The sequence below is a fragment of the Streptomyces spinoverrucosus genome (genome assembly GCF_006539505.1).
GTDB classification, from domain to species: domain Bacteria; phylum Actinomycetota; class Actinomycetes; order Streptomycetales; family Streptomycetaceae; genus Streptomyces; species Streptomyces spinoverrucosus.
In genome coordinates this window covers 1-24,666 of record NZ_BJND01000016.1, presented here as the reverse complement: position 1 = coordinate 24,666, position 24,666 = coordinate 1, and the positions used below count along the sequence as shown (strand labels likewise).

21 protein-coding genes are annotated in these 24,666 nt (G+C 72.4%); 9 read left to right on the top strand and 12 right to left on the bottom strand.

What is annotated here, in order from left to right; all coding sequences use genetic code 11:
* Positions 1–24: 24 nt before the first annotated feature.
* The 8 genes from SSP24_RS10290 to SSP24_RS10255 form a co-directional block, all read right to left on the bottom strand.
* Positions 25–6,618 carry an eCIS core domain-containing protein gene (locus tag SSP24_RS10290; protein ID WP_141309200.1) on the bottom strand — a complete coding sequence of 2,198 codons (6,594 nt, stop codon included), beginning with the start codon at positions 6,616–6,618 and terminating at the stop codon, positions 25–27.
* Positions 6,615–6,887 (bottom strand): hypothetical protein, encoded by a 273-nt coding sequence (locus tag SSP24_RS10285; protein WP_141309199.1) that lies wholly within the window; start codon positions 6,885–6,887, stop codon positions 6,615–6,617. Before SSP24_RS10285 ends, SSP24_RS10290 begins: the two co-directional genes overlap by 4 nt.
* Positions 6,878–8,884, bottom strand: a complete 2,007-nt coding sequence (locus SSP24_RS10280) for an ATP-binding protein (protein ID WP_141309198.1) — start codon at positions 8,882–8,884, stop codon at positions 6,878–6,880. Before SSP24_RS10280 ends, SSP24_RS10285 begins: the two co-directional genes overlap by 10 nt.
* A gap of 33 nt (positions 8,885–8,917) precedes the next feature.
* Entirely contained in the window at positions 8,918–9,745 is an 828-nt protein-coding gene (locus SSP24_RS10275) for a Pvc16 family protein (RefSeq protein WP_141309197.1), read from the bottom strand.
* A gap of 163 nt (positions 9,746–9,908) precedes the next feature.
* Positions 9,909–10,670 (bottom strand): serine/threonine-protein kinase, encoded by a 762-nt coding sequence (locus SSP24_RS10270; RefSeq protein ID WP_141309196.1) that lies wholly within the window; start codon positions 10,668–10,670, stop codon positions 9,909–9,911.
* Positions 10,663–11,385 carry a T4 family baseplate hub assembly chaperone gene (locus tag SSP24_RS10265; protein WP_141309195.1) on the bottom strand — a complete coding sequence of 241 codons (723 nt, stop codon included), beginning with the start codon at positions 11,383–11,385 and terminating at the stop codon, positions 10,663–10,665. Before SSP24_RS10265 ends, SSP24_RS10270 begins: the two co-directional genes overlap by 8 nt.
* A 22-nt stretch (positions 11,386–11,407) precedes the next feature.
* Positions 11,408–11,932 (bottom strand): phage tail protein, encoded by a 525-nt coding sequence (locus tag SSP24_RS10260; protein ID WP_141309194.1) that lies wholly within the window; start codon positions 11,930–11,932, stop codon positions 11,408–11,410.
* Positions 11,933–11,965: 33 nt separating this feature from the next.
* The gene (locus SSP24_RS10255) at positions 11,966–13,831 is read right to left on the bottom strand and encodes a phage tail sheath subtilisin-like domain-containing protein (protein ID WP_141309193.1); all 1,866 of its coding nucleotides are present in this window, start codon (positions 13,829–13,831) and stop codon (positions 11,966–11,968) included.
* Between the two features lie 363 nt (positions 13,832–14,194).
* Here SSP24_RS10255 and SSP24_RS10250 point away from each other — a divergent pair, with 363 nt between their 5' ends.
* Positions 14,195–14,617: a YchJ family protein gene (locus SSP24_RS10250; RefSeq protein WP_141309192.1), complete on the top strand. Its 423-nt coding sequence runs from the start codon at positions 14,195–14,197 to the stop codon at positions 14,615–14,617.
* A 9-nt stretch (positions 14,618–14,626) separates the two neighbouring features.
* Here SSP24_RS10250 and SSP24_RS10245 read toward each other — a convergent pair whose 3' ends face one another.
* Positions 14,627–15,328, bottom strand: a complete 702-nt coding sequence (locus tag SSP24_RS10245) for a FadR/GntR family transcriptional regulator (RefSeq protein ID WP_141309191.1) — start codon at positions 15,326–15,328, stop codon at positions 14,627–14,629.
* A gap of 141 nt (positions 15,329–15,469) precedes the next feature.
* Here SSP24_RS10245 and SSP24_RS10240 point away from each other — a divergent pair, with 141 nt between their 5' ends.
* The 4 genes from SSP24_RS10240 to SSP24_RS10225 are packed head-to-tail and all read left to right on the top strand — an operon-like array spanning position 15,470 to position 19,261.
* Positions 15,470–15,997 carry a gluconokinase gene (locus SSP24_RS10240; RefSeq protein ID WP_141309190.1) on the top strand — a complete coding sequence of 176 codons (528 nt, stop codon included), beginning with the start codon at positions 15,470–15,472 and terminating at the stop codon, positions 15,995–15,997.
* A gap of 42 nt (positions 15,998–16,039) precedes the next feature.
* Positions 16,040–17,437, top strand: a complete 1,398-nt coding sequence (locus SSP24_RS10235) for a GntT/GntP/DsdX family permease (protein WP_141309189.1) — start codon at positions 16,040–16,042, stop codon at positions 17,435–17,437.
* Between the two features lie 19 nt (positions 17,438–17,456).
* Positions 17,457–18,218, top strand: a complete 762-nt coding sequence (locus SSP24_RS10230; RefSeq protein ID WP_141309187.1) for an SDR family oxidoreductase — start codon at positions 17,457–17,459, stop codon at positions 18,216–18,218.
* A 17-nt stretch (positions 18,219–18,235) separates the two neighbouring features.
* Positions 18,236–19,261: an L-idonate 5-dehydrogenase gene (locus SSP24_RS10225; RefSeq protein ID WP_141309185.1), complete on the top strand. Its 1,026-nt coding sequence runs from the start codon at positions 18,236–18,238 to the stop codon at positions 19,259–19,261.
* Here the strand turns inward: SSP24_RS10225 and SSP24_RS10220 are convergent.
* The 3 genes from SSP24_RS10220 to SSP24_RS10210 form a co-directional block, all read right to left on the bottom strand.
* The gene (locus SSP24_RS10220) at positions 19,258–19,881 is read right to left on the bottom strand and encodes a cytochrome b/b6 domain-containing protein (RefSeq protein ID WP_141309183.1); all 624 of its coding nucleotides are present in this window, start codon (positions 19,879–19,881) and stop codon (positions 19,258–19,260) included. The genes SSP24_RS10225 and SSP24_RS10220 overlap by 4 nt on opposite strands.
* Positions 19,865–20,590, bottom strand: a complete 726-nt coding sequence (locus SSP24_RS10215) for a molybdopterin-dependent oxidoreductase (RefSeq protein ID WP_141309181.1) — start codon at positions 20,588–20,590, stop codon at positions 19,865–19,867. Before SSP24_RS10215 ends, SSP24_RS10220 begins: the two co-directional genes overlap by 17 nt.
* Positions 20,591–21,082: 492 nt before the next feature.
* Positions 21,083–22,033 (bottom strand): hypothetical protein, encoded by a 951-nt coding sequence (locus SSP24_RS10210; protein WP_141309179.1) that lies wholly within the window; start codon positions 22,031–22,033, stop codon positions 21,083–21,085.
* Positions 22,034–22,384: 351 nt separating this feature from the next.
* Here SSP24_RS10210 and SSP24_RS10205 point away from each other — a divergent pair, with 351 nt between their 5' ends.
* Genes SSP24_RS10205 through SSP24_RS10190 form a run of 4 tightly spaced genes read left to right on the top strand, consistent with a single transcriptional unit; the run spans position 22,385 to position 24,595 of the window.
* Positions 22,385–23,293 (top strand): DMT family transporter, encoded by a 909-nt coding sequence (locus SSP24_RS10205; RefSeq protein ID WP_141309177.1) that lies wholly within the window; start codon positions 22,385–22,387, stop codon positions 23,291–23,293.
* Positions 23,294–23,335: 42 nt separating this feature from the next.
* The gene (locus tag SSP24_RS10200) at positions 23,336–23,845 is read left to right on the top strand and encodes an NUDIX hydrolase (protein ID WP_141309176.1); all 510 of its coding nucleotides are present in this window, start codon (positions 23,336–23,338) and stop codon (positions 23,843–23,845) included.
* A gap of 37 nt (positions 23,846–23,882) precedes the next feature.
* Positions 23,883–24,275, top strand: a complete 393-nt coding sequence (locus SSP24_RS10195) for a YidH family protein (protein WP_141309174.1) — start codon at positions 23,883–23,885, stop codon at positions 24,273–24,275.
* The gene (locus SSP24_RS10190) at positions 24,272–24,595 is read left to right on the top strand and encodes a DUF202 domain-containing protein (protein WP_141309172.1); all 324 of its coding nucleotides are present in this window, start codon (positions 24,272–24,274) and stop codon (positions 24,593–24,595) included. The genes SSP24_RS10195 and SSP24_RS10190 overlap by 4 nt, the downstream gene beginning before the upstream one ends.
* Positions 24,596–24,666 lie beyond the last annotated feature (71 nt).

Genomic DNA, 24,666 nt, shown 5'->3' with positions numbered 1-24,666 from the left:
TGACGTTTCTCCTTGCTTGCAACTTCACGGAGTCCACAGCCTAGGTGCCCTGTCGAGGACTTCTGGATCGCTGTCCACGATCTCCCGGACGATCGCCTGCATCCTGTCGAGCATTTCCTCGAAGCCGTCGAACGTGACATGGACGTCATCCGGCGTCATCCGCGACACCCAGAGAGTCGTCCGGTCGAGGAGTTGCTGTCCGGACTCGGCCGATGTCCTGGTCTCGGAAGCGTCGGGAACTCTCTGCCCTTGTTTCTCCGCCCACTTGACCTCGCCCTTGTGCACCCGCCGTGTGACGCCCGGAGTCGGGTTCTTGAGGACTTTCCGCACAGCCTTGTCGTCGAGCTTGTCAATGTTGACTTTGCCGGCCGGAGCCACGATTTCGGCGGCTGCCCGCAGATCTCTGGCCAGCGCAACATTTCTGTTGTGCGTCATCATTCCCCTGCTGAGGATCTCGTCCACCCGGGCACGGGCCTGGCTCTCGGTCTCAGCACGCTTGGCCCAGCCGATTTCCGCTTGACCCATCACCTTCATGAACGGCTCCCGCCGGCCCTCCACCATCGTGCGCAGGAACGCGAATTCCATCATCAGTTGCATGTCGTGACCCGTGTCGGCCGCCGCCGCGAAATCGCCACGCTGAATGGCGTCGACACCCTCGATGAACTTCTTGTAGTTCTTGAGCTTCTTGGCCGTCAGCCGCAGGTCCTGGTAACGCCCGGAGCCGTGCGAGGTGGCCAGGAACCCACCGGGGTCGTTCTTGAACCCACGGTTCCAGGCCAGGAGCAGGTTCTGGGTGGGTACGCTCACTTCGACCCGGCCGCCGCCTTCGTTCTGCTTCGCGGCCGTCATCACCTGATCGATGGCGGGGTACTGCCTGAGAAGGGGCTCCTGAACGAGTTGGGCGGTAAAGGTGTTGGTGCCCTGCCTCGGGGCCGGCGACTGGGAGGATGCGGGAGTCGCCTGCTCGGACTGTTTCCGAGCGAACTCCTGAGCCCTTTGCACCAGCTGGAACTGCTTGGCCAGCCGGTGCTTCTGGCTGCCCTCCTTCTCCGGATTCAGCCGGGCCTTGACGACCTCGGTGTCCGAACCCTCGACGGTGTGCGAGGTCAGCCGGTACCAGGCGCGCTGCGCGGCCAGCATGGCCTTGAGCGCGAATGCGCCGGATCCCTTGCGCAGCTTGGCGTCGACACGCGGCCTCGTCCTGGCGACGATCTTCCGGAGCCGGGCCTCCTTCGAGTCTGTCGAGTCCTCTTCCTTCTTCCGCCGGCCCTTCTTCTCCTGCTTGGCCTTCTCCGGGTCCTTGTCCTTCGGCTCGCTGTCCTTGCCACCCGTCGGCTGCTTCGGGCCCTTGTCGCTGTCCTTGGGCTTCTTGCCGTCTCGGTCCCCGCCATCCCGGTCCTTGCCGTCCCTGGACTTGCCGGGACCGCCCTTGTCGTCCTTCGGCTTCGTCGGCGACGTTTGCTGCCCGGGACGGTTCGGGTCCTGGTCGGGGCGACGGTTCGGGTCCTGGTCGGGGCGACGGCTGTCCTGGGAACGGGTGTCCTGAGTACGGTCGTCGTCTTTCGGGCGGGATGAACCGCGGTCGTCCCGGGGGCGGTCCCCCGTCGGCCTGTCGTCCCGGGGCCTGGTCGGGGTCTGCTGGTCCGGCCTGGGGCGCTGGGCGGGTTCCGGGCGGGGACGTGCCGGCGCCGGGGCGGTGGGACGGGTGTCCCTGCGGGGGTCGGTCTTTCCCGGCTGCGGGCGGTCGCGGCCGGGGCCCGCGGGTGGGCGGCCGGAGGTTGGGCCTGTGGGCTTGGGGCGGTCCGTGGTCGGGCGGGGGGTCGTCGTGGTCGGGCGGGGCGTGGAGGGGCCGGGGGCGGGTTGTTGTTGGTCGCCGCGGGGGGTGGTCTTCTTGTCGGTCGGGGTGCCTGGGCCTGCCGTCGGAGGCTTCTTGGGGTCGTTCTTGTCCTTGCCCAGGCGCTCCGCCACCCCCTTGAGCCGGCGCCCCACCTTCGCCACGTACTTGCCGATGCCGGACAGGAGGGCCTCGTAGGCCAGTTCCAGGAGGGCGACGATGCCTGCTGCGATCGCCTTGGCGAAGAGGATGCCCGCGCCGCCGGAGCGGACGGCCTTCAGCCAGTCGAGGACCGCGCCGAACGCGCGGAGGATTTCGCCGAGGGCGCCGATCGCGGTGCGGATGGCGTCGATGACGGCCATCACCCAGCCCGCGCCGGGGGTCAGCTTGGCGATCACCTTGGTGATGACGATCTCGCCGATGATCAGGGGGAGTTGGGGGACGATGGCGTCCCAGGTCTCCTTGACGATCTTTTCGAGGGTGATGCCGCCCTTGATCAGCTTGTCCAGGATGGCCCTCGGGATGCCCAGGATCTCCTCGATCTTGGACTGGAACCAGTCCTTGACGGCCGCCTTGACCTCTCGGAAGAGGTGGTTCTTCGCGCCGTCCACGGCGGAGTTCTTCGCGCCGCTGAGCCAGCCGCCGGGGTCGGAGAGGAAGTCGACCGCGATCAGCATGAAGTCGCCGAGGGCGCTGAGCAGACCCGCGGCGAAGTCCATGATCGCCTTGACTGCCGCCACGACCGCCTCGACCGCGGCCAGCAGGGCCTTCTTCAGGAAGTCGAGGATACTGCTCAGCAACTTGCCGATGGCGTTCAGGAGATCCGTGATCGCCTGCTTCAGGGCCTGGGCCAGGCGGTTGACCAGCGCGATGGCCGCAGCGATCAGGTCCGTGATGAACTTGCGGATGCGGCCCGCCAGTTCGATGACCGCGCGGACCATCGCCTTCGCGAACTCGATCAGGTCCGTGATGAACTTCTTGATCGCGTCGACGATGTTCTTGCGGGCCTCGTTGATCCACCGCTCGACCGTCTGCTTGAAGTTGCGGATGAAGCCGACGACCGCGTCCCGCGCCGCCCGGATCACCCGGACGATCGCGTTCTTGATCTCGATGACCTTCTGCTTGATCCACTCGAAGGCCTTCGTGATCCAGTTGCCGGACTCCTGGACGGAGGCGTCCTTCTTCTGCTCCGCCTCCCGCTCCGCCTTCTCGCTCTCGTCCTTGATCTTCTTGTCGCTGCCGTCCTTCTCCTTCTCGACGTTGTCGTCGGTCTGCTTCTCCTGGTCCTCGACATCCTTGCGGATCTTGTCGTGCCGCTCGGTCTTCTTGTCGCCGAGGCTGCTGAGCTCCTCGTCCTGCTGCGTACGCCAGTCCTCGCGCTGGGCGGTGACCTCGCCCATCGCCTTCTCGCGCTCGCCCGCCTGCGTCTGCGTGTTCGCCGCGATCTCGGCGTCCACCTGCTGCTTGTGCTTGGCCTGAGCGCCCCTGAAGTCGCGGTCCTTGGTCTGCCGGCCCTCCGAGATGCCCTTCTGGCCGTCCGCGAACGCCGCCTGGAACTGCGGCCCGCGTTCGTGCTCCGCCACCTCGGACGCCGCCTCCGGCGGTACGGCACCGCCGACGCCCGTGGCCCCGACGCCCTCACCGCCACCGCCCTGGCCACCCGGCACCTGCGCGGTGAGCTGCTCCTGGGGCGCGTTGGGATAGACCTGGTCCTCGCCCATCGCCCGGCCCGAGTCGTCACGCGCCGTCGACAGCGTCTCCTGGCCCTTGGCGTCGACGTGCCCGCTCTGCTCCCCGGCCTTCTGATCGGCCGCGCCCTGCATCTGCACGCCGGGCGCGTTGCCCGCCTGCGCCTGCTTGAGCGCCTCGTCCTTCGTCGGCAGCCCGGCGAACTTCGCCGCCAGCTCCTGCGCGTCCACCTCGAAGCCGAGCCAGCTCGCCACCTTGCCGATACCGAAGCCCAGCGCCATCTTGAAGGTGTCCCAGCCGCTCGGCTCCTCGGCCTTCTCCGCCTCGATCTGGCCCTCGGGCTCCTTCGCGCCGGTGACCTCGGCGTTCTCACGGTCCGGTTCCTGGGCCTGCTGAGCCGGATCCTGCGAGTACTGCGCCGGGGCGTCCGCCTTCGGCTTGCCCTGGAGGGTCTGCGGGGCGCCCGCCGGACGTTCCATCGACGGGGGCGCGGCCGCCAGCGTCTTGTGCTCGTCACCCACCGAGCGATCCACCGCCCCGCCGACGCCGCCCATCGCCTGAAGTGCCTTGTGGGGCTTGAGCTTTGCCGCCGTGGCCAGGCCCGACTCGGGTGAGACGCCGGAGAGATCGGGCGCCGGGGCGGAGTCCTTCTTGCCCTTGCCGCGTGCGGCGGGTGCGGCACCCGGTCCGCCCGTGGCGCCGCCACCGCCGCCTCCTCCGCCACCGCCTCCGCGTGGTGCCCCGGCCGACGGGGCCGGTGCGGTCTCCGGTGCCGACTTCGGCGCGGCAGGCGACTCGGCGGCGGGTGCGGGCGGGGGTGATGCCGGTGCGGACTTCGGTGTCGGTGCCGGGGCTTCCGTACGACTGCCGGATTCGGGTTCGGCGCGGGTCTCGGGTTCGGTACGAGGCTCAGGTGCCGTACGAGGCTCCGGTTCCGTACGCGGCTCCTGCACCGGAGCCGACCCCGCCGTACCGGTGCCGCCGCCACCCGTACCGGTACCACCCGAGCCGCCGCCCGCCGACCCCTGCGCCGCCGTGTCGGACTGCGCCGACTGGCCGCCCGCCGCCTGCTGGGACTCCTTCTCCGGAGCCGCCGACGCCTTGTCGCCCGCCGCGGCGGTGCCCTTCTCCTCCTTGGCCGCGGACTCCTTGGCCTCGCCGCCGCCCTCGGACTTCGACTCCGCCTTGTTCGGCGCCTCCTGCACGGTGGTCTGGGCCGCGACCGGGCCCGCCTTGGGGTCGTCGCCGCTCTTGGGATCCCTGGCGCCGGTGGTGGGTACGGCCGGGGGCGCGGCGGCCTGCTGCACGGCAAGGCCACCCAGCGCGCTGCCGCTCTCCGGCCCGCCTTCGGTCTCCTCGGCCGAGGACTCGACGTCCTCCGCCGCACCGGCCTCCTCCTCCGGCTCCGCCTCCGCCGCCGCGTCCTCGGCGTCCTCCGCCTCCCGCTCGGCCTGTACCTGGTCGGCCCTGGTGGGCGGCGGGGCGGGGAAGGAGGGGAGGGAGGGCGACTGGGACGACGACGGGTCCAGTTCGTCGGCGGTCGGTACGCCGGAGACGTCGAGGTCCTCCTGCGGCAGGAAGTCCTCGGGCTGGAGCTTGGTGTCCCAGGCGCTGGGCTCCTCTCCCCCGACCTCGACCTCCGACTGGCTGCCGGAGCCGAAGGGGTCCTCGTCGGTCTCCTCCTCCTGGCCTTCGAGGTCCTGGTTGCGCCTGCCGTCGAGCGTGCTGAACGCGCCGGGCAGCTGAGTGTCCTTGCCGGACGCGTTCGGCGAGCCGGTCGGCTGCTGCTGCCCCCGCTTGTCCTGCGGCTTCACTTGCCGTCCGGCGACGGCCGCCTCGGCCGCGCCCGGGCGGTTCTTCGCCGCCGACTCCTCCTCGCTCGCGGCCGGCGTCTCCTGTCGCTCGGTCGCCTCGTGGCCGCCGGCCTCCTTCTCCTTGCCGGTCTGCTCCTGCCCGGCCTGACCGCCGTTCTCCTGCCCGGACTGCCCGGTCTGACCGGACTCCTCCTGACCGGCTTGCGAGCCCGAGGGCTCCTTCTCGCCCGACGCACCGGTGGAGGAGGACGAAGACTCCGGCTCCCGGGAACCCGCCGGGGAACCCGGAGCCGCACCAACGCCCCGCTCTCCCTCGGCACCCGGTGCAGCCCCCTCCTCCGGTGCCTGCTCCTTCTCCGGCCCGGGCGCCACCTCCGGCTCCCGCTCCTCCGCCTCCCGGTCCCGGGCGTCCCGGTCCGCGCGCTCCCGTTCGGCCCGCACCTCCCCGGCCAGGTCCGGTTCGAGCGCGGGAGCCTCGTGGGCGTCGCGTTCCAGGCCGTCGTCGGCGAAGTCGTCGTACGCCTCGATCTCGTCGACGAAGTCGAGCACCCGGTCGTGCTCGGAACCGAGCAGCCTGCTCTCCAGGCGCATCAGGACCCCGTCGAGCAACTCCTCGGGCAGCCGGGCGAGTTGCTTGCGGGTGCGCTTGGACAGGTCCTCCGGGTCGCTGCGCAGCGAGCGCACGACAGAGTTCGTGAGCCGGTCGAGCAGGGTCGCCGGGTCGATCGCCTCGCTGCGGCTGCGGTCGGCGTCGACGGTGGCGTAGCGCAGCCAGCCCGGGGTGGCCTGGCCCTGCTCGATCTCGGGGGCCTCCCGGTCGCTTACGACGTCCTGTGCCGCCGACTCCGCCTCGCGTTCGATCGACTGCTGCGGCAGGCTGACGGCGCCCAGTTCGCGTCCGGCGCGCAGGGCGCCGAGGCCGTGCGGGTTCTGCACGGTGTGCAGCAGCTCGTGGGCGAGCAGTCGGCGGCCCTCGTCCGTGCCGGGCTTGAAGGCGCCCTCGCGGAAGAAGACGTCCTGGCCGACGGCGACGGCGTCCGCGCCGAGCAGCTCCGTGAGCTGTCCGGCGTCGCGGCCGGTGTGCAGCCGGACGCGGCCCAGGTCGTGACCGAGCCGCTCCTCCAGGTCCCGCCGCACGCCGGGGTCAAGAGGCTGCCCGGCGCCGCTGACGATGTTCTTCGGTTCGGGCGTACGGGACTTGGCGGCCTGTTCCTTGCGCTTGCGGCGGCGCGCCTCGGCCGACTGGTCGGCTCGGGCGTCCTGGGTGTGGCTGTTGCTCACCGGGTCACCTCCCCGTGGCCGGACAGCCCTTCGTGCACCGCGCGGGCCAGTTCCTGGCCGAGCCGGCGTGCGGACAGCCCGGCGGGCAGGGGTGGCAGCCCGGTCAGGGCCTCGGCGGTCCAGGAGGCGTCGGCGGGGACGCCGTGCCGGTGGATGAGGCGGGTCAGTTCCTGGGTGAAGGCGGCGGACACGCGGTCGGGGTCCACCCGGAAACCTTCGAGGGCCAGTTCGCCGATCTCGACGCGGAACTCCCGCGGTGTCACACCCATCCCCGGACCTCCGTCGGCGTCAGGGACCGCTCCAGCTTCAGGTACTCGGTGCGGGCCGCCGCGAGCATGTGCCGCATCTGGAGGCGGTCGCCCTCCTCGGCGGCCAGGAAGGCCCCGGACAGGGCGATGTTGCGGATGGAGCCGCCCGCGACCGTGAGCTGGGCGAGCAGGTCGCAGTCGATGTCCTTCACCGGCGCCTGCGGCGGCAGCACGCGGCGCCAGATCTCGGCGCGTTCGTGCTCGGCCGGGAACGGGAAGTCGACGACGAAACGGATGCGGCGCAGGAAGGCGGTGTCGAGGGCCTTCTTCATGTTGGTGGTGAGGACGGCGAGGCCGCGGTAGGCCTCCATCCGCATCAGCAGATAGCTGACTTCGAGGTTGGCGTACCGGTCGTGGCTGTCCTTGACCTCGCTGCGCTTGCCGAACAGCGCGTCCGCCTCGTCGAACAGGAGCAGCGCGCCACCGCGCTCGGCGGCGTCGAAGACGCGGCGCAGGTTCTTCTCGGTCTCGCCGATGTACTTGCTGACCACCTGGGACAGGTCGATGACGAACAGGTCGAGGCCCAGCTCCTTCGCCATGACCTCGGCCGCCAGCGTCTTGCCGGTGCCCGAACCGCCCGCGAACAGCGCGGTCACGCCGAGTCCGCGGCGCAGGGTGCCCGCGAAGCCCCACTCCTGGTGGACGGTCGGGCGCTGCCGTACGTGGGCGACGATCTCGCGCAGCACGGCGACCTGCCGCTCGTGCAGCACCAGGTCGTCCCAGCCGGCCTGCGGTTCGATCCGCCGGCCCAGCTCGTCCATGCCGATCCGGGCCTCCTGCATACCGGCCCGCCAGGCGAGTTGGGCGGCGTCCAGCTCGTCCTCGCCGGGCAGGTCACGGCGTACGGTCGCGGCGGCGGACCGGACGACGTGCGGTGGCAGCTGGAACTGGGCGACCAGGGAGCGCAGTTCGCGTTCGTCCAGGTCGACGTCGTCGAACGCCTCAGCCCACAGGGCGAGTTGTTCGTCGTCGTCGAGCCGGGGGACCGTGACGCGTGCGCCGTGCGGGCGGTCGGAGCGCAGCGGGTCCTCGCTGGACACCACCACGGGTACGGCCGCCCCGGCCAGGAACGCCTCGGTCGCCGCCCGCTGGTCCCGGTCCAGTTCGCCCACCTCGACGAGGAGCGCGGCGGGCAGCAGGATCGCCTCGCGCTGCCACAGCCGGGCCAGCCGGTCCCGTCCGGCGGCATCGGTGGGGAGGTCGTCGGCACTCATCGCGTACAGCCCGAGGCCGCACCGGCTCGCCGCCGCGGCCGCGATGTCGGCCCGGCTGCGTGGATCCCCGCCGGTCACCTCGACGAGCGGCGGCACGTCCGGTCCGGGGGACGTCGTCCAGCCCGCGGCGATACGGTTCGCGGCCAGGTCGTACGACGGCGGCAGCCGGTCCGGGACCGGGGCGCGCCGCAGCTGGCCGTGCAGCCGGGCGTCCAGATAGGGCGAGCCCAGCAGGAAGTGCAGGATGCGTTCGTCGAGCCGGAGCCGGGACGTGGTGAGCCGGGTCTCGTCGTCCAGCTCGACGATCCGCCAGCGCCGCAGCGGGGCCACCGGCGTGAGCGCGCTCCAGTGCGGCTCGGCGAGGGCCGCGAGGGCGAGCGAGAAGGTGGGGTACGCCCGCTCCGGATCACCGCTCGCGGCGGCACACCGGGCGGCCGTCGTGGGCTCCAGCTCGTGGGCGGCGGTGAGCAGGACGAGGTCGCGTTCGAAGGGGGTGAGGCCGAAACAGGCGACGAGGGCGTCGAGGGGGGCGGTGGGCTGGTGTACGGGGTCGAGAGCGGCGGCGGGAGCGGGCTCGGGCCCTGCCCCGTCGGCACCGGCGTCCGCGCCTTCCGCACCGGATCCCGTCTCGGGCTCGGCGGCGCGCGCCGCGTGGGCGTCGACGCGGGCGAGGACGCGGTGGATCTCCTCGGCCAGCGCGGCCGCCCCCAGCCCGCCGGTGCCGCCGGTCTCGTATGTCCCCATGTCCTCACCTGCCCCCGTGGTTGCCATCTCGCCTCAGCTCTCCGTGCCTCTCCTGGGTTCCGACTGCGCCGACTTGCTCGCTCTGGTGGTCTTGCGGGCGCGTGCCGGAGCCTTGGCCACGGTCTTGGCCGGTGCCTTCGCGGCCTTCTTGGCGGGCGGCGCCGCCGCGGCGGCCTCGACCGGGACCGGCGTCGCCTCCTGCGGTTCGGCCCCCTCACCCGGCCCACCCCCCGGCCTCGGGGCACCCGGCGCGCCGAACGGCAGCACCCGCACATCCGCCCGCTCCACCGGCTTGCGCGGCACGGGAGTCTCCCGGCCGTCGATGAAGACCAGCGCCGCCTGGTAGACCACGGACAGCGCGTACGGCGTCTGGTGGAGCATCCCCCACAGCTTCGACGTCTCGTCGATGTCCATCACGGTCGGCGTGAACCGCACCCGCTGGGCCGCCTCGGCGAGGTCGCTGGCCGCCAAGTAGGGCTTCTCACCGGCGAGTTCGATGATGTCCTTGGGCAGGATCGGGATCTCGTGCAGCGCGCGCACCACGGAGCCGATCAGCCGCTGCCCGACGAGTTCGTTCTCGTCGCCGTACGCGCTGATCAGGTAGTGCAGGTCGAGCGCGGCGGCCGGGCGCTTGATCAGCGTGCCGTCGCCGGCGCGGGTGGGCAGATCGTTGTTGCGCTGCGAGACGTTGGGCGTGACCTGGTAGAGGAAGACCGAGATGGTGGGCTGGTCGACCGACGGTTCGGCCGGTGGCCTGCGGGCCTCGACCTTCACGGCCATGTCGGTCTCGGGCCCGATGTTGGTCTCGATCAGCAGGGCGAGGGCCTGGGTCACATGGGCGATGGCCAGTGCGTTGCTCATGGCGTCAGTTCCTCGGTCCCTCTCGTCGCATGTTTGTTCGCGCCACCGGGCGCCCCTCGTCCACGCCCCGGGCGCCGCGCGTCCACGCCCGGGCGCCGCGCGTCCACGCCCGGGCGCCGCGCGTCCACGCCCGGGCGCCGCGCGTCCACGCCCCGAACGCCACTCATTCGCGCCCCCGCTCCAGGTACTCGGCGAGGCTCACCGTCGCCCCCGGCCGCCGGGCCGCGGGCGTGCGCTGCCGGTCGCCGTCGGACGGTCCCGATGACGCCGTCACTTCCAGCCGTCCGATATGCACCTGCACCACCTGCTCGGGCGCCCGCCCCGACCGCCGGGCCGCGGCCTGCCGTACGGCCTCCCGGGCCGCCGCCGTGTCCGCGGGCCGAGGACGCGCGGCGGTTGGCGCTGCGGGGAGGGCGGCGTCCGCGCCCGGGGGGATGGGTGCGGACGCCGCGGTCGGGTGGGCGGCCTGCTCCGGTCGCCCCGACGCGCGCCGCCCGCTGTCCGGGACCGGCCGGGGCCCGGTGACCAGCGGCGCCACGGGCCGCAGCAGCGGCAGCTCGGCCACGGCGGGCCGCACCCCCTGCGGCGCCGGTTCACCGAGGAGTCGCTCGGTGTGTACGACGGTCCGCTCCCGTTCCGGATGCGGCCGTGCCGTCTCGGCGGCCGGACCGGGACGCGGGACGTCCCGGCGCGGCTCGGTGGACGGCGTCGAGGTGGGCCACATCAGGTCCGTGTCCTCGTCGGTGTCCCGCGCCCGGGCCCGTACCGCCTCGACGCGTTCGAACGGGCCCGGCAGCCGGGGCCGTACCCGCACTACACCCGGACGCGGACCGGCGGCGGCCGGGACGTGCCGGGCGATCAGCCGGTCGAGGAAGTCGGCCGCCTCGGAGCCCGGCGTGGCGGAGCCGGACGTGGAGTCAGACATCGGCGCACATCTCCAGGTAGTAGCGGCGCCGCAGCGGGCTGAGCGCCAGGATCTCCGGCTCGCTCCAGCCGTAGGCGGTGGCGAGCAGATGGACGTCGAGGAGCAGATCCCGTGCCCAGGAGTCCAGTTCGGTCCACAGGTACGAGGCGATGTCCAGCTCCGCCCGCGTGGCCCGCCCGCACTCGGGGCAGGCCACGTTGAGCGTCACGTCGGCCCCCGGGTCGGCGGCCTCGACCGCCTCGGCGATCCGGCGCTGCACGGGCCCGGGCAGGGCGTCCGCGGTGACCGCCGTACCGCCGTGGGCCGCCGAGACCAGGCACCGCGCGAGCAGCGCCCCGCGCGGGTTGGCGGAGCGGGCCGCCGCGGCGAGGTCGGCGACGCCGGGCAGCCGGAACTCGACCTCCCATCCGTCGTGCGCGACCCGTACGACGGACTCCCCGCGCACCCCGACCGTCCGGGCGAACTCCCCGGCGTCCAGGTCGAACTCCATGTCCGCGCCGCACGCGGCGCAGTCCAGCCGTATCTGCATGCGCTCGCCGAACAGGGCCCGGCGCAGCGCGAACAGGTCCGCCTCGCGCTCGCCCACCGGGAGGGCGGGCAGCGCCCGGGCGTCGAGGTCCGGGCGCGCGGTGCGGTGCAGCAGCAGCGCGCGCCCGGCGGGTGCCTCGGCGAGTCCCGCCTCCCAGGTGGCCAGCAGTTCGGCCGCCCCAGCCATCAGGTCCCCCCTGTCCGTCGGCTCAGGCCGGGTTCAGGAACGAGGGCTCGGTCGGCTCGGGCACCTCGTAGTCCCGCTCCCAGCCCTCGCACTCCAGCTTCAGCGACTGAATGGCCACCGCGTTGGCGTTGGCGTCCAGCTCGCCGAGCACCTGGTACTCGCTGGGCCAGGTCCGGTACAGCTTGTGCGATACGGCGACCTGGCCGGCCTCGTTGAGGACCTGGATGACGATGTCCTTGCGGAAGTCCGCGAGGGACACCTCGGAGCCGAGGCCGGCGCCGACCTGCCAGACCTTGTTGGCCCAGCGGTCGAACTCGGGGTCGTGGGTGACGCCGCGCTCCAGGGTGATGCCCTCGAACTCGGAGCGGCCCGGCGACTTGCGCGGGGAGGAGGGGTCGCCGCCGTGCCGGTGCTTGACGACCTCGGTGGTCCGCTTCAGCGGACTGATCTTGCTGATGCCCGCGACCGTACGGCCGTCCCACAGGACGAGGAACTTGAAGTTCTTGTACGGGTCGAAACGATGGGCGTTGACCGTGAACTCAGCCATCGGAGAATGTCCTCGGTTTTCCTGGGGCGGCGACTAGAGCGCGAACTGCCCGGACGTCTGCTGGATCCTGACGATCACGAACTCGGCCGGCCGGACCGGCGCGATGCCCACCAGGACGTTGACGACACCGCCTGCGATGTCCTCGGCGGTGGTGGTCTCGTGGTCGCACTTGACGAAGTAGGCCTCGCGCGGGGTGCTGCCCTTGAAGGCGCCCTGGCGGAAGAGGGTGTGCAGATACGAGGAGGCGCTGAGCCGGATCTGCTGCCACAGCGACTCGTCGTTGGGCTCGAACACCACCCACTGCAGCCCGCGTTGCAGGCTCTCCTCCACGTGCAGCGCGAGCCGCCGCACCGGCACGTACTTCCACTCGCTGTCGAGGGCGTCCGAGCCCTGCAGCGTGCGCGCGCCCCACACCAGCGGGCCGGTGAGCGGGAAGGTGCGCAGGCAGTTGACGCCGAGCGGGTTGAGCAGCCCGCTCTCGCGGTCGGTGAGGTCGACGGTGAGCGAGTGCACGCCCACGAGCCGTGCCTCGGTGCCGGCCGGGGCCTTCCACACGCCGCGCTCGGAGTCGGTGCGCGCGATGACGCCGGCGATCGCGCCGGACGGCGGGAAGGCGCGCAGCCGCCCGGTGAGCGGGTCGGTGAGCTGGATGTGCGGGAAGTACAGAGCGGCGTGGTTGCCGCGCACGGCGTCGAACGCGGCGACGCCGGCCCGGGCCGTGTCCACGCTCACCCAGGTGCTCGGCGCGTCGACGAGGAGGAAGATCCGCCGCTCCTCGCACAGCCGCTGCGCGGCCGAGACGACGGTGAGCATGTCCTCGGTCTTCTCGTACGACGCCAGCTCCGGCAGCGACAGCAGGTTGACGTCGGCCACGCCGCGCAGGGCCTGGATGCCGGTTTTGTCGGCCTCGGAGCCGATGAGGTCGCGCGGGCCGGGCGCCGCGCCGTCCTCGCCGCCCTCCAGCGGGAAGACCGGCGGGTTGACGGAGGCCTCCAGGCCCAGGTCGTTGGCGCACTCGCCGAGGAAGCGGACGACGTCCTCGGGGTCGGTGGAACCGGCGACGACCTGGATGCGCCGGCCGAAGGGGGTGACCTCGGCGCCCGCGAAGGCGTGCTTGCCGGGCGCGTCGGGCAGCGCCCGCAGCTTGCGCTCCAGCAGCAGCGCAAGCTCGGCCACGGAGCACGGGACCTCGCCGTCGTAGTCGGGGTCGTAGAGCCGGAACTCGCGCTCCACGTCACCGATCTTGACGGTGAGGTCGACCTCCAGGTTCGGCAGCTCGTCGCCGAACGGCTTGGAGACGGTGCCGGACGGGTCGGGGCGGCCCTCGCCGACGGCCTCGACGCGGATGAGCCGCGAGCCGGCGTTGATCACGGTCGGCGCGTAGCGGCCGTGACCGGAGTCCATGGACAGGCCGGTGAAGGACTCGCGGGCGTCGCCCTTGGCGTCGTACACCCGCAGGTTGAAGGTCTCGTCGGGGTGCGGGGTGTCGTAGTCGACGGCGACGCGCAGTCCGTTGCCCCAGACGCCGGGTTCCTTGGCGTGGACATCGAGGACGCGGTTCTCGCTGCGGCCCTCGGTGGACTCCAGGACGACGCAGGCGGCCTTGCCGCTGCCGGCCTTGGCGACCCGGACGATCACGGCGGCGCTGCCGCCGCCCGCGAAGAACTGGTGGACCGCGTAGGCGACGGCGCTCTGCGAGCCGAGTCCGCCGAAGCGGCGCTCGAACTCGGCGAAGCCGGTGACCCGCACCGGTTCGTTGAGGGGACCGCGCCGGGTGTGACCGACGAACGCGGTCACCGACGTGGTCACGGCGGAGATGGTGCGGCTGCTGCTGGGAAGCTCTTCGACGTAGACACCGGGATACGTCGGCCGGGCGGGCCCTACTGCGTTCGTCGGCATTCCCCCTCCAATCCCTTCTCGGGCACCGGACGAAGGCACCAAGAGATGACAGAGGAAGACTTTCCGGGCCGGTGCGCGCAGACGCCACCCACATGGGCGGTGGTGGTCAGGCGCACCCCAGCAGTTCCCCCGTCGGCACCCCGGGCGGTCGGTCACCCAGGCCAAGCGCACGCTTGCGACTCCTGATGCTCAAGTGCTCAACCCACCTTGGGGAGTGGGGAGTTGCGCCAGCAAGGCGTGTTCACGCCAGGTCTGGGGGAGTTTCCATGAAGGGCGGCGAACACAACTCGCACACGATGTGCGCGTGTCGGGACAGGTGATGCACAGAAACCACACAGGCCGTGGTGCAGCAGAATGGAGCGCATGTCCCGACGCACCAGCAGGTCCCGCCGCCCAAGCCCCGCCGCCCCGGCGCACAACCCGGCATGCCCGTGCGGTCTTGCGGAGACATACGACATGTGCTGTGGCCGATTCCATCGGGGTGCCGCCGCCGCACCGACCGCCGAGGCGCTGATGCGCTCGCGCTACAGCGCTTTCGTCCGGCGCGACGAGGGGTACCTGCTGCGCACCTGGCATCCGCGCACGCGCCCGGCGAACCTGGACCTGGACCCGGGGATGCGCTGGACGGGACTGGAGATTCTCGGCACGACCGAGGGGTCGGCGTTCCACAGCACGGGGACGGTGACGTTCCGGGCGTCCTTCAAGGGCGGTGCGCTGCACGAGCGCAGCCGGTTCGAGCGGGTCGACGGGGCGTGGGTGTACGTCGACGGGGAGTTCCTCGACTGAGCAGCGGCCTTACGGCGCCAGGATGTCCAGTTCCTGCAGCGCGCCGATCGTGATCTCCCGGGTCAGCCGCTCCGCGCGCTCCGCGTCGCGCTCGCGTACCGCCTCCGCGACCTGGACGTGCAGGGTGACGGCGGCCGGGTCGGGGTCCTCGAACATGACGTCGTGATGGGTGCGGCCCGCGAGGACCTCGGCGACGACGTCACCGAGGCGGGCGAACATCTCATTGCCGGAGGCATTGAGGATCACCCGGTGAAAGGCCACGTCGTGGAAGAGGTAGCCCTCCAGCTGGTGTCCGCGGGAGTTGGCGACCATGCCCAGGGCGCACTCGGTGAGTTCCGCGCACTGCTCGGCCGTGGCGTTCTTCGCGGCGAGCCCCGCGGCGACCGGCTCGACGGCCGAGCGCAGCACCGTCAGTGAGCGCAGCTGCTGGGGCCGGTCGGCGCCGGCCAGCCGCCAGCGGATGACCTGTGGGTCGTAGACATTCCACTCGGCCTTGGCGCGGACCGTGACGCCCACCCGGCGGCGGGACTCGACCAGGTGCATCGACTCCAGCACCCGCACGGCCTCGCGCATCACCGAGCGCGACACGTCGAAACGCTGTGCCAGTTCGTCCGTACGCAGCACGCTGCCCGGGGGGTACTCGCCCGCCGTGATCTCGGGGCCGAGAGTGTCCAGTACACGGCCGTGCAGCCCTCGGCCCATCGTGCTCATGCACACAGCGTACGGGGCGGATCACTGGATCAAAAAGTCAGACTTATTTGTCACAGAGTCTTGAATTCGTCGTACCTAAAAGGTTTCATTTGGCCGACGTCGGAAGCGACGTCGTATGTCGAGGAAGACAGCGAGGCAGTCATGCGTACCCCCCACGTCGTCGTGGTGATGGGCGTCGCGGGCACGGGCAAGACCACGATCGGTCCGCTGCTCGCCGCCCGGCTCGGCGTCCCCTATGCCGAGGGCGACGACTTCCACCCGCAGGCCAACATCGCCAAGATGTCGGCCGGGATCCCGCTCGACGACGAGGACCGGTGGCCGTGGCTGGACGCCATCGGCGCCTGGGCTCACGGGCGGACCGGGCTGGGCGGGGTGGTCAGCAGCTCGGCGCTGAAGCGGTCGTACCGCGACCGGCTCAGGGCCGCCGCACCCGGGATCGTGTTCGTGCACCTCACGGGCGACCGGGAGCTGATCGAGGACCGGATGGCGCACCGGCAGGGCCACTTCATGCCGACCGCGCTGCTGGACTCGCAGTTCGCCACGCTGCAGCCGCTCCAAGCGGACGAGACCGGTGTCGCGGTCGACGTCGCCGGTACCCCCGAGGAGATCACCGCGCGCGCGGTGGCCGCGCTGGACGCCCTGGAGCCGACGTCGCCCTCGGTGCCGTAACCCCCCTCCCTCCCCATCCCACCCACCTGCAAGGGAACCCCCGTGACCAGACTCAGCGTCGAGATGCTGGCGGCGGACCCCGTCGAGCCGATCACCTCGGCGGGACACGCTCAACTGGGCATCGCGGTACTGGCGGGCATCGCCGTCATCGTCCTGCTCATCACCAAGTTCAAGCTGCATGCCTTCCTGGCGCTGACCATCGGGTCGTTGGCGCTGGGGGCCTTCGCGGGGGCGCCCCTCGACAAGGTCATCACCAGCTTCACCGCCGGACTCGGCTCCACGGTCGCCGGCGTCGGCGTGCTGATCGCGCTGGGCGCGATCCTCGGCAAGATGCTCGCCGACTCCGGCGGCGCCGACCAGGTCGTCGACACCATCCTCGCCAAGGCAGGCGGGCGCTCGATGCCGTGGGCGATGGTGCTGATCGCGTCGGTGATCGGTCTGCCGCTGTTCTTCGAGGTCGGCGTCGTGCTGCTGATCCCGGTCGTGCTGATGGTCGCCAAGCGCGGCAACTACTCCCTGATGCGGATCGGCATCCCGGCGCTCGCGGGCCTGTCCGTGATGCACGGCCTGGTCCCGCCGCACCCCGGCCCGCTGGTCGCGATCGACGCGGTCAAGGCCGACCTCGGGGTGACGCTGGCGCTCGGCGTGCTGGTCGCGATCCCGACGGTGATCATCGCCGGTCCGCTGTTCGCCAAGTACGCGGCGCGCTGGGTGGACGTCCCGGCCCCGGAGCGGATGATCCCGCAGCGGAACTCCGAGGAGCTGAAGAGGCGCCCCGGGTTCGGCGCCACGCTGCTCACGATCATGCTGCCGGTCATCCTGATGCTGTCCAAGGCGCTGGTCGACATCGTCATCGACGACCCGGAGAACACCGTTCAGCGCGTCTTCGACGTGATCGGCTCCCCGCTGATCGCCCTGCTGGCCGCCGTGCTCCTGGGCATATTCACGCTGCTGAGCCCCGCCGGGTTCAGCAAGGAGCGCGTCTCCGGGCTGGTGGAGAAGGGGCTCGCGCCCATCGCGGGCATCCTGCTGATCGTCGGCGCGGGCGGCGGCTTCAAGCAGACGCTGATCGACACCGGCGTGGGCCAGATGGTCCTGGACATCTCCAAGGACTGGTCGATCCCGGCCCTGCTGCTGGCCTGGCTGATCGCGGTGGCGATCCGGCTGGCGACCGGTTCGGCGACCGTGGCGACCGTCTCGGCGGCCGGTCTGGTCGCGCCGCTCGCGGTCGGCATGTCGACCGGTGAGACCGCCCTGCTGGTGCTGGCCATCGGCGCCGGTTCGCTCTTCTTCAGCCATGTCAACGACGCCGGTTTCTGGCTGGTGAAGGAGTACTTCGGGCTGTCCGTCGGCCAGACGATCAAGACCTGGTCCGTGATGGAGACGATCATCTCGGTGGTCGCGGGCGCGATCGTCCTCCTGTTGTCCCTGTTCATATAGGTCCCGTGGAGTTACGACGATGACGGCTCACCCTCTCTTCGACATCGGCGGCCGGATCGCGCTGGTCACCGGCTCCAGCCGGGGCATCGGACTCGCGCTGGCCCGCGGGCTGCTTCAGGCCGGCTGCACGGTCGTCCTCAACGGCCGGGACGCGGACCGGCTGGCCAAGGCAGCGTCCGAACTCCCCGGCGACGTCCACACGGCCGTGTTCGACGTGACAGACGGCCCGTCGGTGGCCGCCGGGATCGCCGAGGTCGAGGAGCGGGTGGGCCCGCTCGACATCCTGGTCAACAACGCAGGCATGCAACTGCGCGCGCCGCTCCTGGACTTCACGGACGCGGACTGGCACCGCATCCTGGACACCAACCTCACCAGCGCGTTCCTGGTCGGCCGGGAGGCGGCCCGACGGATGACGGAACGCGGCCACGGCAAGATCATCAACATCTGCTCGCTGCAGAGCGAGGTGGCCCGCCCCGGCATCGCGCCCTACGCCGCCACCAAGGGCGCCCTGAAGATGCTCACCAAGGGCATGTGCGCCGACTGGGGCCCGCACGGCGTGCAGGTCAACGGACTCGGCCCCGGCTACATCGAGACCGAACTGACCCGCCCCCTCGTCGAGGACGAGGAGTTCAGCGCCTGGGTCCGCCGCCGCACCCCGGCCGGACGCTGGGGCCGCACGGAGGACCTGGTCGGTGGGGTGCTGTTCCTCGCCTCACCGGCGGCGGACTTCGTCGGCGGACAGGTGCTGTATGTCGACGGCGGCATGACGAGCGTGCTGTGACCTTCCGGGAGACTGTGATGCTGGGTTGTGTGATCCACGGTGCGGGCGATCTGCGCGTCGAGGACCTGCCGGTGCCCGCGCCCGGCACCGGCGAGGCCCTGATCGCCGTCCGCTACGGCGGCGTCTGCGGCTCCGATCTGCACTACTGGCGGCACGGCGGGGTCGGCGACTTCCGGTTGCGGGAGCCGATGGTCCTGGGCCACGAGGTGGTCGGGACGGTGGTCTCGTACGGTGCCGGGGCCGCGGGCCCCCTGCCCGGTACGGCGGTCGCGGTGCACCCGGCCACTCCGTGCGGGGCGTGCCCGGAGTGCCTGGGCGGCCGCCGGAACATCTGCCGGGACACCCGCTACCTCGGCAGCGCCGCCCGCATCCCGCACGTCCAGGGCGGGTTCGCCGCCCATATCGCGGTCCCGGCGGAGCAGTTGAGGCCCCTGCCGCCCGGGCTGGATCTGCGCCGGGCCGCCCTCGCCGAGCCGCTGTCCGTCGCCCTGCACGCCGTGCGCCGGGCCGGGGACGTGGCGGGGAAGCATGTCCTGGTCACCGGCACCGGGCCCATCGGCTGCCTGGTGGTCGCCGCCGCCCGGGCGGCCGGGGCGGCGCACGTCACGGTGACCGACCTGCTGCCCACGGCACTGGCGTACGCGCGCACCGCCGGCGCCGACACGGTCGTACGGGCCGACGACCCGGCCGATCCCGGGTGGCCGGCCGAGGCCGACGTGGCCATCGAGGCGTCGGGGGTGGCCGCCGGGCTGGACACCTGTCTGCGGCTCGTGCGACGCGGCGGGGTCGTGGTCCAGCTGGGCATGCTGCCGCCGGGGCAGACGCCGTTCGCGGGGAACCTGGTGGTGAGCCGGGAGATCGAGCTGCGGGGCGCGTTCCGCTTCGACGCGGAGTTCGACGACGCGCTGGCGCTGCTCGCGGCGGAGCGCTCCTTCGACGGGCTGATCAGCGCGGTGGTGCCGATGCGGGAGGCGGAGTCGGCGTTCGGGCTGGCGGCGGACCGGGGGCGGTCCTGCAAGGTGCTGCTGGACTTCGCCGACTAGGTGCGCCACAGGGAGTGCTCCCGGTCCGCCCACTCCCGGCTCACCTCACCCGTGCGCATCCCCCGCCGCGCCTCCGGGTCCGCAAGAGCCATGCCGATGTGGCCGGCGAGGACGATGCCCATCGTGAGGGCCAGCCAGTCGTGCACGAAGGTCGCGCTGGTCCGCCACACCAGCGGGGTGAGGTGGGTGAACCACATGATCAGGCCCGTGCCGAGCATCACCAGCGTCGCCCCGGCGATCCAGGCCGCGTAGATCTTCTGCCCGGCGTTGAACTTCCCCGCCGGACGGGCCGAGTGCCGCTTGTCCCGGCGCAGGGCGGCGCGCAGCCAGAGGCGGTCGTGCGGGCCGAAGCGGTTCAGCAGCCGCAGGTCGGCCCGCAGGGCTCGGGAGACGAGGCCCAGCAGGACCGGCACCGGCAGGGCGACCCCCGCCCACTGGTGGACGGAGACGACGAGGGCGCGGCGGCCGACGAGCTGGGCGAGTTCGGGGACGTACAGGAAGGCCGCCGTCAGCACGCACACGCCCATCAGGGCGGCGGACGTGCGGTGCACCCACCGTTCGGCCCGGCTGAACCGGTGGACGTGGGTGGCCCGGGCGGGCGCGTCAGCTCGTAGGCTCATCGTCCCGTCCGTTCGAGCGGCCGACCCAGGCGTCGATGTCGTAGCCGCGCTCTTCCCAGTAGCCGGGCTCCACGTCCTCGGTGACGGTGATGCCGGAGAGCCACTTCGCGGACTTGTAGAAGTACATCGGCGCCACATAGAGGCGGACGGGGCCGCCGTGGGCGTGGCTGAGGTCCTCGTCCCGCATGCGCAGGGCGACCAGGACGTCGGCGCGGCGGGCCTGGTCGAGGGTGAGGCTCTCGGAGTAGGTGCCGTCGAAGCAGGTGAAGCGGATCGCCTTCGCGGTGGGGCGCACGCCGGCCGCGTCCAGCAGCCGGGACAGCCGTACGCCCTCGAAGGGGGTGTCGGGGACCCGCCAGCCGGTGACGCACTGCACGTCCCGGACCAGGCGGGTCTGTGGCAGGGCGCGCAGCTCGGGCAGCGTGTAGGTGCGCGGCCGGTCGACCAGGCCGTCGACGGTGAGGCGGTAGGTGGTGGCGTTCTTGTGCGGTACGGAGGCGGCGACGGAGTAGTAGCGGAAGCCGCCGCCGTTCGGGAGCAGGCCGGTCAGGCCCGTGGGGTCCTTGTCGGCGGCACTGCCGAGGAAGGACTCCAGTCCGCGTTGCAGGGTGGGCGCGGCGACCACGCCGAGGGCGCCCAGGCCGAGGGTGCCGAGCAGGACCCGGCGGCCGATCGGCCGGCCCTCCTGCTCGGGTTGTCCGGAGTTCACCCGCCCATTCGAGCACCGGTGGAGGCGGTGGGACCAGTGATCGGGGGTGGCCGTCAGGATTCCGTAACCAGCACTCCGGCTCGGCGACGCGCGACCCCACCCCGAGCACCCGGTCGCAGGCGTCCCGGAACGCCGTGCGGCGGTCCCGGTCCGGGTACGACCAGGGCTCCGGTCCGGTCCGGCGCCACGGCCCCCGCCCATTCCGGCGCCACGACTCCCGCCCATTCCGGCGCTACTGCCCCGCCCGTTCCGGCGCTACGGCCCCCGCCCGTTCCGTAACCGCGACTCCCGTCCCGCGACGCGCTACCCCACCCCCAGCACCCGGTCGCAGGCCTCCCGGAACGCCGCGCGCGGGTCCCGGTCCGGGTACGACCAGGACTCCGGTCCCGTCCGGCGCCACGACTCCCGCCCATTCCGGCGCCACGACTCCCGCCCATTCCAGCGCCACGGCCCCCGCCCGTTCCGTAACCGCGACTCCCGTCCCGCGACGCGCTACCCCACCCCCAGCACCCGGTCGCAGGCCTCCCGGAACGCCGCGCGCGGGTCCCGGTCCGGGTACGACCACGGTTCCGGCGTCGCATGGTCGCCGATCCGCTGGAAGAGGGCGGCGGCCTCCGCGCCGCGGCCCTCGCAGCACTTGGCGTGCGCGAGGTAGTTGAGGTCGACGAGGCGTCGGGGGTGGCCGTCCTGCTCCCATTCCAGCCACCAGTCGAAGGCGGCGCCCAGCGCCTGCCGGGCCAGGCGTCCGCTCCAGTGCGCCGAGGCGGCCGGGTTGGCGGGCTCGAACCCGGCGGCGGCCAGCACGCGGTACCGCTCGGCGTGCGCGACGACCGGCAGGACGGCGAGCGGGGAGTCGGCGGGTGCCTGTTCGGCGGCCCAGTGGGCGAAGTCGTACACCTCGTGCAGCGGGTCCGGGCCTGCGGCCGCGCGGCGCTCGGCGAGCCGGGCGACCATCAGATGGTGGGCGTGGTGGTGGTCGGCGTACCGCGCCCGGACCTCCTCGAAGATCCGCACCACCTCCCGCTGGCCGCCCAGCGCACGTTCCAGCATCAGCAGGCCGAGCCAGGGGGTGGGGTCGGCAGGCGCGAGCGCGGCGGCTCGGTGGCAGGCCTCGCGGGCGCGGGCCGGCTGATCCTTGCCGCGCAGGGCACGCCGTACCCGCGCCAGGGCGAGCAGCGCGGCGGCGTCGGCCGAGTCCGGCTCGGCGATCAGCCACTCGCCGGCCCAGGCCGCACTGCACGGTTCGAGCGCCAGGACCGTGATCCGGTGTCCGCGCCGGTCCCAGTCGTCGCCGGTACGGGCGAGCAGGGCACGGGCGGCCTGCCACCGCCCCTGCGCCAGCGCGGCACGTGCGACGCCCAGCTCGGCGTCGTCGAGAGCCGCGTCGAAGGCCACGTCCGTAGGCCTGCGTGCACGGCCGGAGGGTGGCGGGGGTAAGGACAACGCGGGACTTTCCTCGGGCAACGGTGCTGGTCGTCGGGCTGATCCCGGACAGCAAACCCATAGCCAAGGCCTATCGTCAAGCTTTCCGCCGCCGCGATTCACGTCAAGCACGGCCCTTGGCACGGGAGTTGGCTCGAACCGCACGCGCGCGGGACCTCCACCGCCGGGCGGAGTGTGACGTACGTCATAGCGCCACCGCACCTGGCCCCTGACCATGGCGGGAACGTCACGCCACCGCCCCGGCTCCCCGCCCCGGCCGCCGTGACCGGACGCGACCGCGCTGATGCGGTCCCCACACCGCTCCCCACGCGGTCCCCCACACCCCCCATGATGATCATCGAGGTAGCCAGCTTGTCGGTCCTGGTTCTGGTTCTCGCCGTGAGCGCCGCATGCTGCCTGGGCTTCGGCTTTGTCCTCCAGCAGAACGCGGCCCAGCAGGCGCCGCGCGGCGACTTCCTCTCCCCCCGGCTGCTGCTGGACCTCGTGAAGGTGCCGAGCTGGCTCGGCGGCATCGCGCTGATGGTGGCCGGCATGGCCCTCGGCGCGGCCGCGCTCGGCCAGGGGCAGCTCTCCCTGGTCGAACCCCTGCTCGCGACCAACCTGCTCTTCGCCCTCGCCCTGTCCCGCCGCCGGACCCGGCAGTCGCTGGGCCGCCAGGGCTGGGCAGGCCTCGCGCTGCTCGCGGGCGGCGTGACCGCGTTCATCGTGGCCGGGGAGCCGCGCGGCGGCGCCGCGGTCGCGGATCCGCTGCGGCTGTGGCTGATCATCGGCGCGATGGTGGGGCTGGCGCTGCTGCTGACCATGCGCGCCAAGCGCTCCCGGCTGTCCTCGGGCCCGGTGCTGCTGGCACTTGCGGCCGGTCTGCTGTACGGCGTGCAGGACGCGCTGACCCGGGTCAGCGGCGAGCGCTTCGCCGCGAGCGGCATGGAGGGGCTGCTCACCTCCTGGCAGCCGTACGCCGTGCTGCTGATCGGCGTCACCGGGCTGATCCTGGTGCAGAGCGCGTTCGAGACCGCGCCCCTGCGCAAGTCCCTGCCCGCCCTCACCGCCGCCCAGCCGCTGGCCGGCATCATCTGCGGGGTCGGCTTCCTCGGCGACCGGCTGCACACGGACACCGGCGCGCTGGCCTGGCAGGCGGCGGGGCTGACGGCCGTCGTCGCGGGCATCGTCGCCCTCGGCATGCACCCGGCGATGCCGCGCGGCACGGTGATAACTGCCGTCGTGCCGGTGCCTGCCCTGCAGGGCGCGGCGACCCGCTGATCCACCGCGACCGCCGCTCACGCGGGCTGCTTGGATGGCCCCATGAGCGCTGCTGACGAGATCCTCGACATCGTCGACGAGCACGACCGGGTCATCGGCCGGTTTCCGCGCGGCGAGGTGTACGCGCGCGGTCTGCGCCACCGGTGCGTGTTCATCCAGGCCCGGGACGCCGACGGCCGCGTCTTCGTGCACCGCCGCACGCCCGCCAAACTGGTCTTCCCCTCCCTGTACGACATGTTCGTCGGCGGCGTCGTCGGCGCGGGCGAGTCCTACGACGACGCGGCCCTGCGCGAGGCCGAGGAGGAACTCGGCGTCAGCGGCCTGCCCCGCCCCTCGTATCTGTTCAAGTTCCTGTACGACAACGGCGTAGGGCACAGCTGGTGGTCCGCGGTGTACGAGGTCCGCTGCGAGCTTCCGGTCCGCCCGCAGCCCGAGGAGGTCGCCTGGCACGACTTCCTGCCGGAGGACGAGGTACGGCGGCGGCTCGGCGAGTGGGAGTGGGTGCCGGACGGGCTGGCGGCGTACCACCGGCTGGAGGCGTTCCGGCACTGAACGTGCCCGGCGCGCCGATCCCGATAGGGTCGTGCATGTGAGCGAACTCGTGCGAAACGTCCGGCTGTGGTTCGGGCCCCAGCGGATCCGGGAGGAGGGCGACACGCCGGACTACCGGTTCTCGCTGGCGAACGAGCGCACGTTTCTGGCCTGGCTGCGCACCGCGCTCGCGCTGATCGGCGGCGGGTTCGCGGTGGACCAGTTCCTGCCGGACCTGAGGTGGGGCTGGCGGGTGGGGCTGGCGCTCGCGCTGCTCGGGGCGGGCGTGCTGTGCTCCCTGCGGGCGGTCAATCACTGGGTGCGCTGCGAGCGCGCGATGCGCCGGGGTGAGGATCTGCCGGTGTCGCGGTTCCCCGCGCTGCTGAGCGTCGTCATCGCGGTGGTGGCCGTGGCGATGGTCGTCGTGGTGCTGGTGGGGTGGGAGGCGTGAGCGCCACCGACGCCGAGGCGCGGGATCCCGGGCTCCAGCCGGAGCGGACCCGCCTCGCCTGGCGGCGTACGACACTCTCGGGCACCGTCGTCGCGGTGCTCGCGGGACGCACGGCCCTGCACGGCGGCCCGACGGCGCCCCGGATCATCGCCTGCGCCCTGTGCTGCGTCCTCTGGCTGGGCTTCCTGTCGATCGCCAACCGCCGCATCCGCACCCTCGCGGCACCCGGCCACCCCCCGGCCCTGACACCCCGGCACGCCACCGCCGCGGTCCTGTGCACGGTCGCCCTGGCGGTGTGCGCGTCGGCACTCGTCTTCTAGCGCCCCTCCGGGGAGTCTTCTGGCCACCCCTCCGGGAAGCCTTCCCCCACCTCGGGGCGAGTCTCCCGGCC

Bases quoted from the DNA above. Each gene is read 5' to 3' on its own strand.
- SSP24_RS10255 (WP_141309193.1), bottom strand. From the start codon at position 13,831: ATGCCGACGAACGCAGTAGGGCCCGCCCGGCCGACGTATCCCGGTGTC.
- SSP24_RS10280 (WP_141309198.1), bottom strand. From the start codon at position 8,884: ATGGGGACATACGAGACCGGCGGCACCGGCGGGCTGGGGGCGGCCGCG.
- SSP24_RS10200 (WP_141309176.1), top strand. From the start codon at position 23,336: ATGAGCGCTGCTGACGAGATCCTCGACATCGTCGACGAGCACGACCGG.
- SSP24_RS10275 (WP_141309197.1), bottom strand. From the start codon at position 9,745: ATGAGCAACGCACTGGCCATCGCCCATGTGACCCAGGCCCTCGCCCTG.
- SSP24_RS10245 (WP_141309191.1), bottom strand. From the start codon at position 15,328: ATGAGCACGATGGGCCGAGGGCTGCACGGCCGTGTACTGGACACTCTC.
- SSP24_RS10250 (WP_141309192.1), top strand. From the start codon at position 14,195: ATGTCCCGACGCACCAGCAGGTCCCGCCGCCCAAGCCCCGCCGCCCCG.
- SSP24_RS10240 (WP_141309190.1), top strand. From the start codon at position 15,470: ATGCGTACCCCCCACGTCGTCGTGGTGATGGGCGTCGCGGGCACGGGC.
- SSP24_RS10220 (WP_141309183.1), bottom strand. From the start codon at position 19,881: ATGAGCCTACGAGCTGACGCGCCCGCCCGGGCCACCCACGTCCACCGG.
- SSP24_RS10260 (WP_141309194.1), bottom strand. From the start codon at position 11,932: ATGGCTGAGTTCACGGTCAACGCCCATCGTTTCGACCCGTACAAGAAC.
- SSP24_RS10265 (WP_141309195.1), bottom strand. From the start codon at position 11,385: ATGGCTGGGGCGGCCGAACTGCTGGCCACCTGGGAGGCGGGACTCGCC.
- SSP24_RS10230 (WP_141309187.1), top strand. From the start codon at position 17,457: ATGACGGCTCACCCTCTCTTCGACATCGGCGGCCGGATCGCGCTGGTC.
- SSP24_RS10270 (WP_141309196.1), bottom strand. From the start codon at position 10,670: ATGTCTGACTCCACGTCCGGCTCCGCCACGCCGGGCTCCGAGGCGGCC.
- SSP24_RS10285 (WP_141309199.1), bottom strand. From the start codon at position 6,887: ATGGGTGTGACACCGCGGGAGTTCCGCGTCGAGATCGGCGAACTGGCC.
- SSP24_RS10225 (WP_141309185.1), top strand. From the start codon at position 18,236: ATGCTGGGTTGTGTGATCCACGGTGCGGGCGATCTGCGCGTCGAGGAC.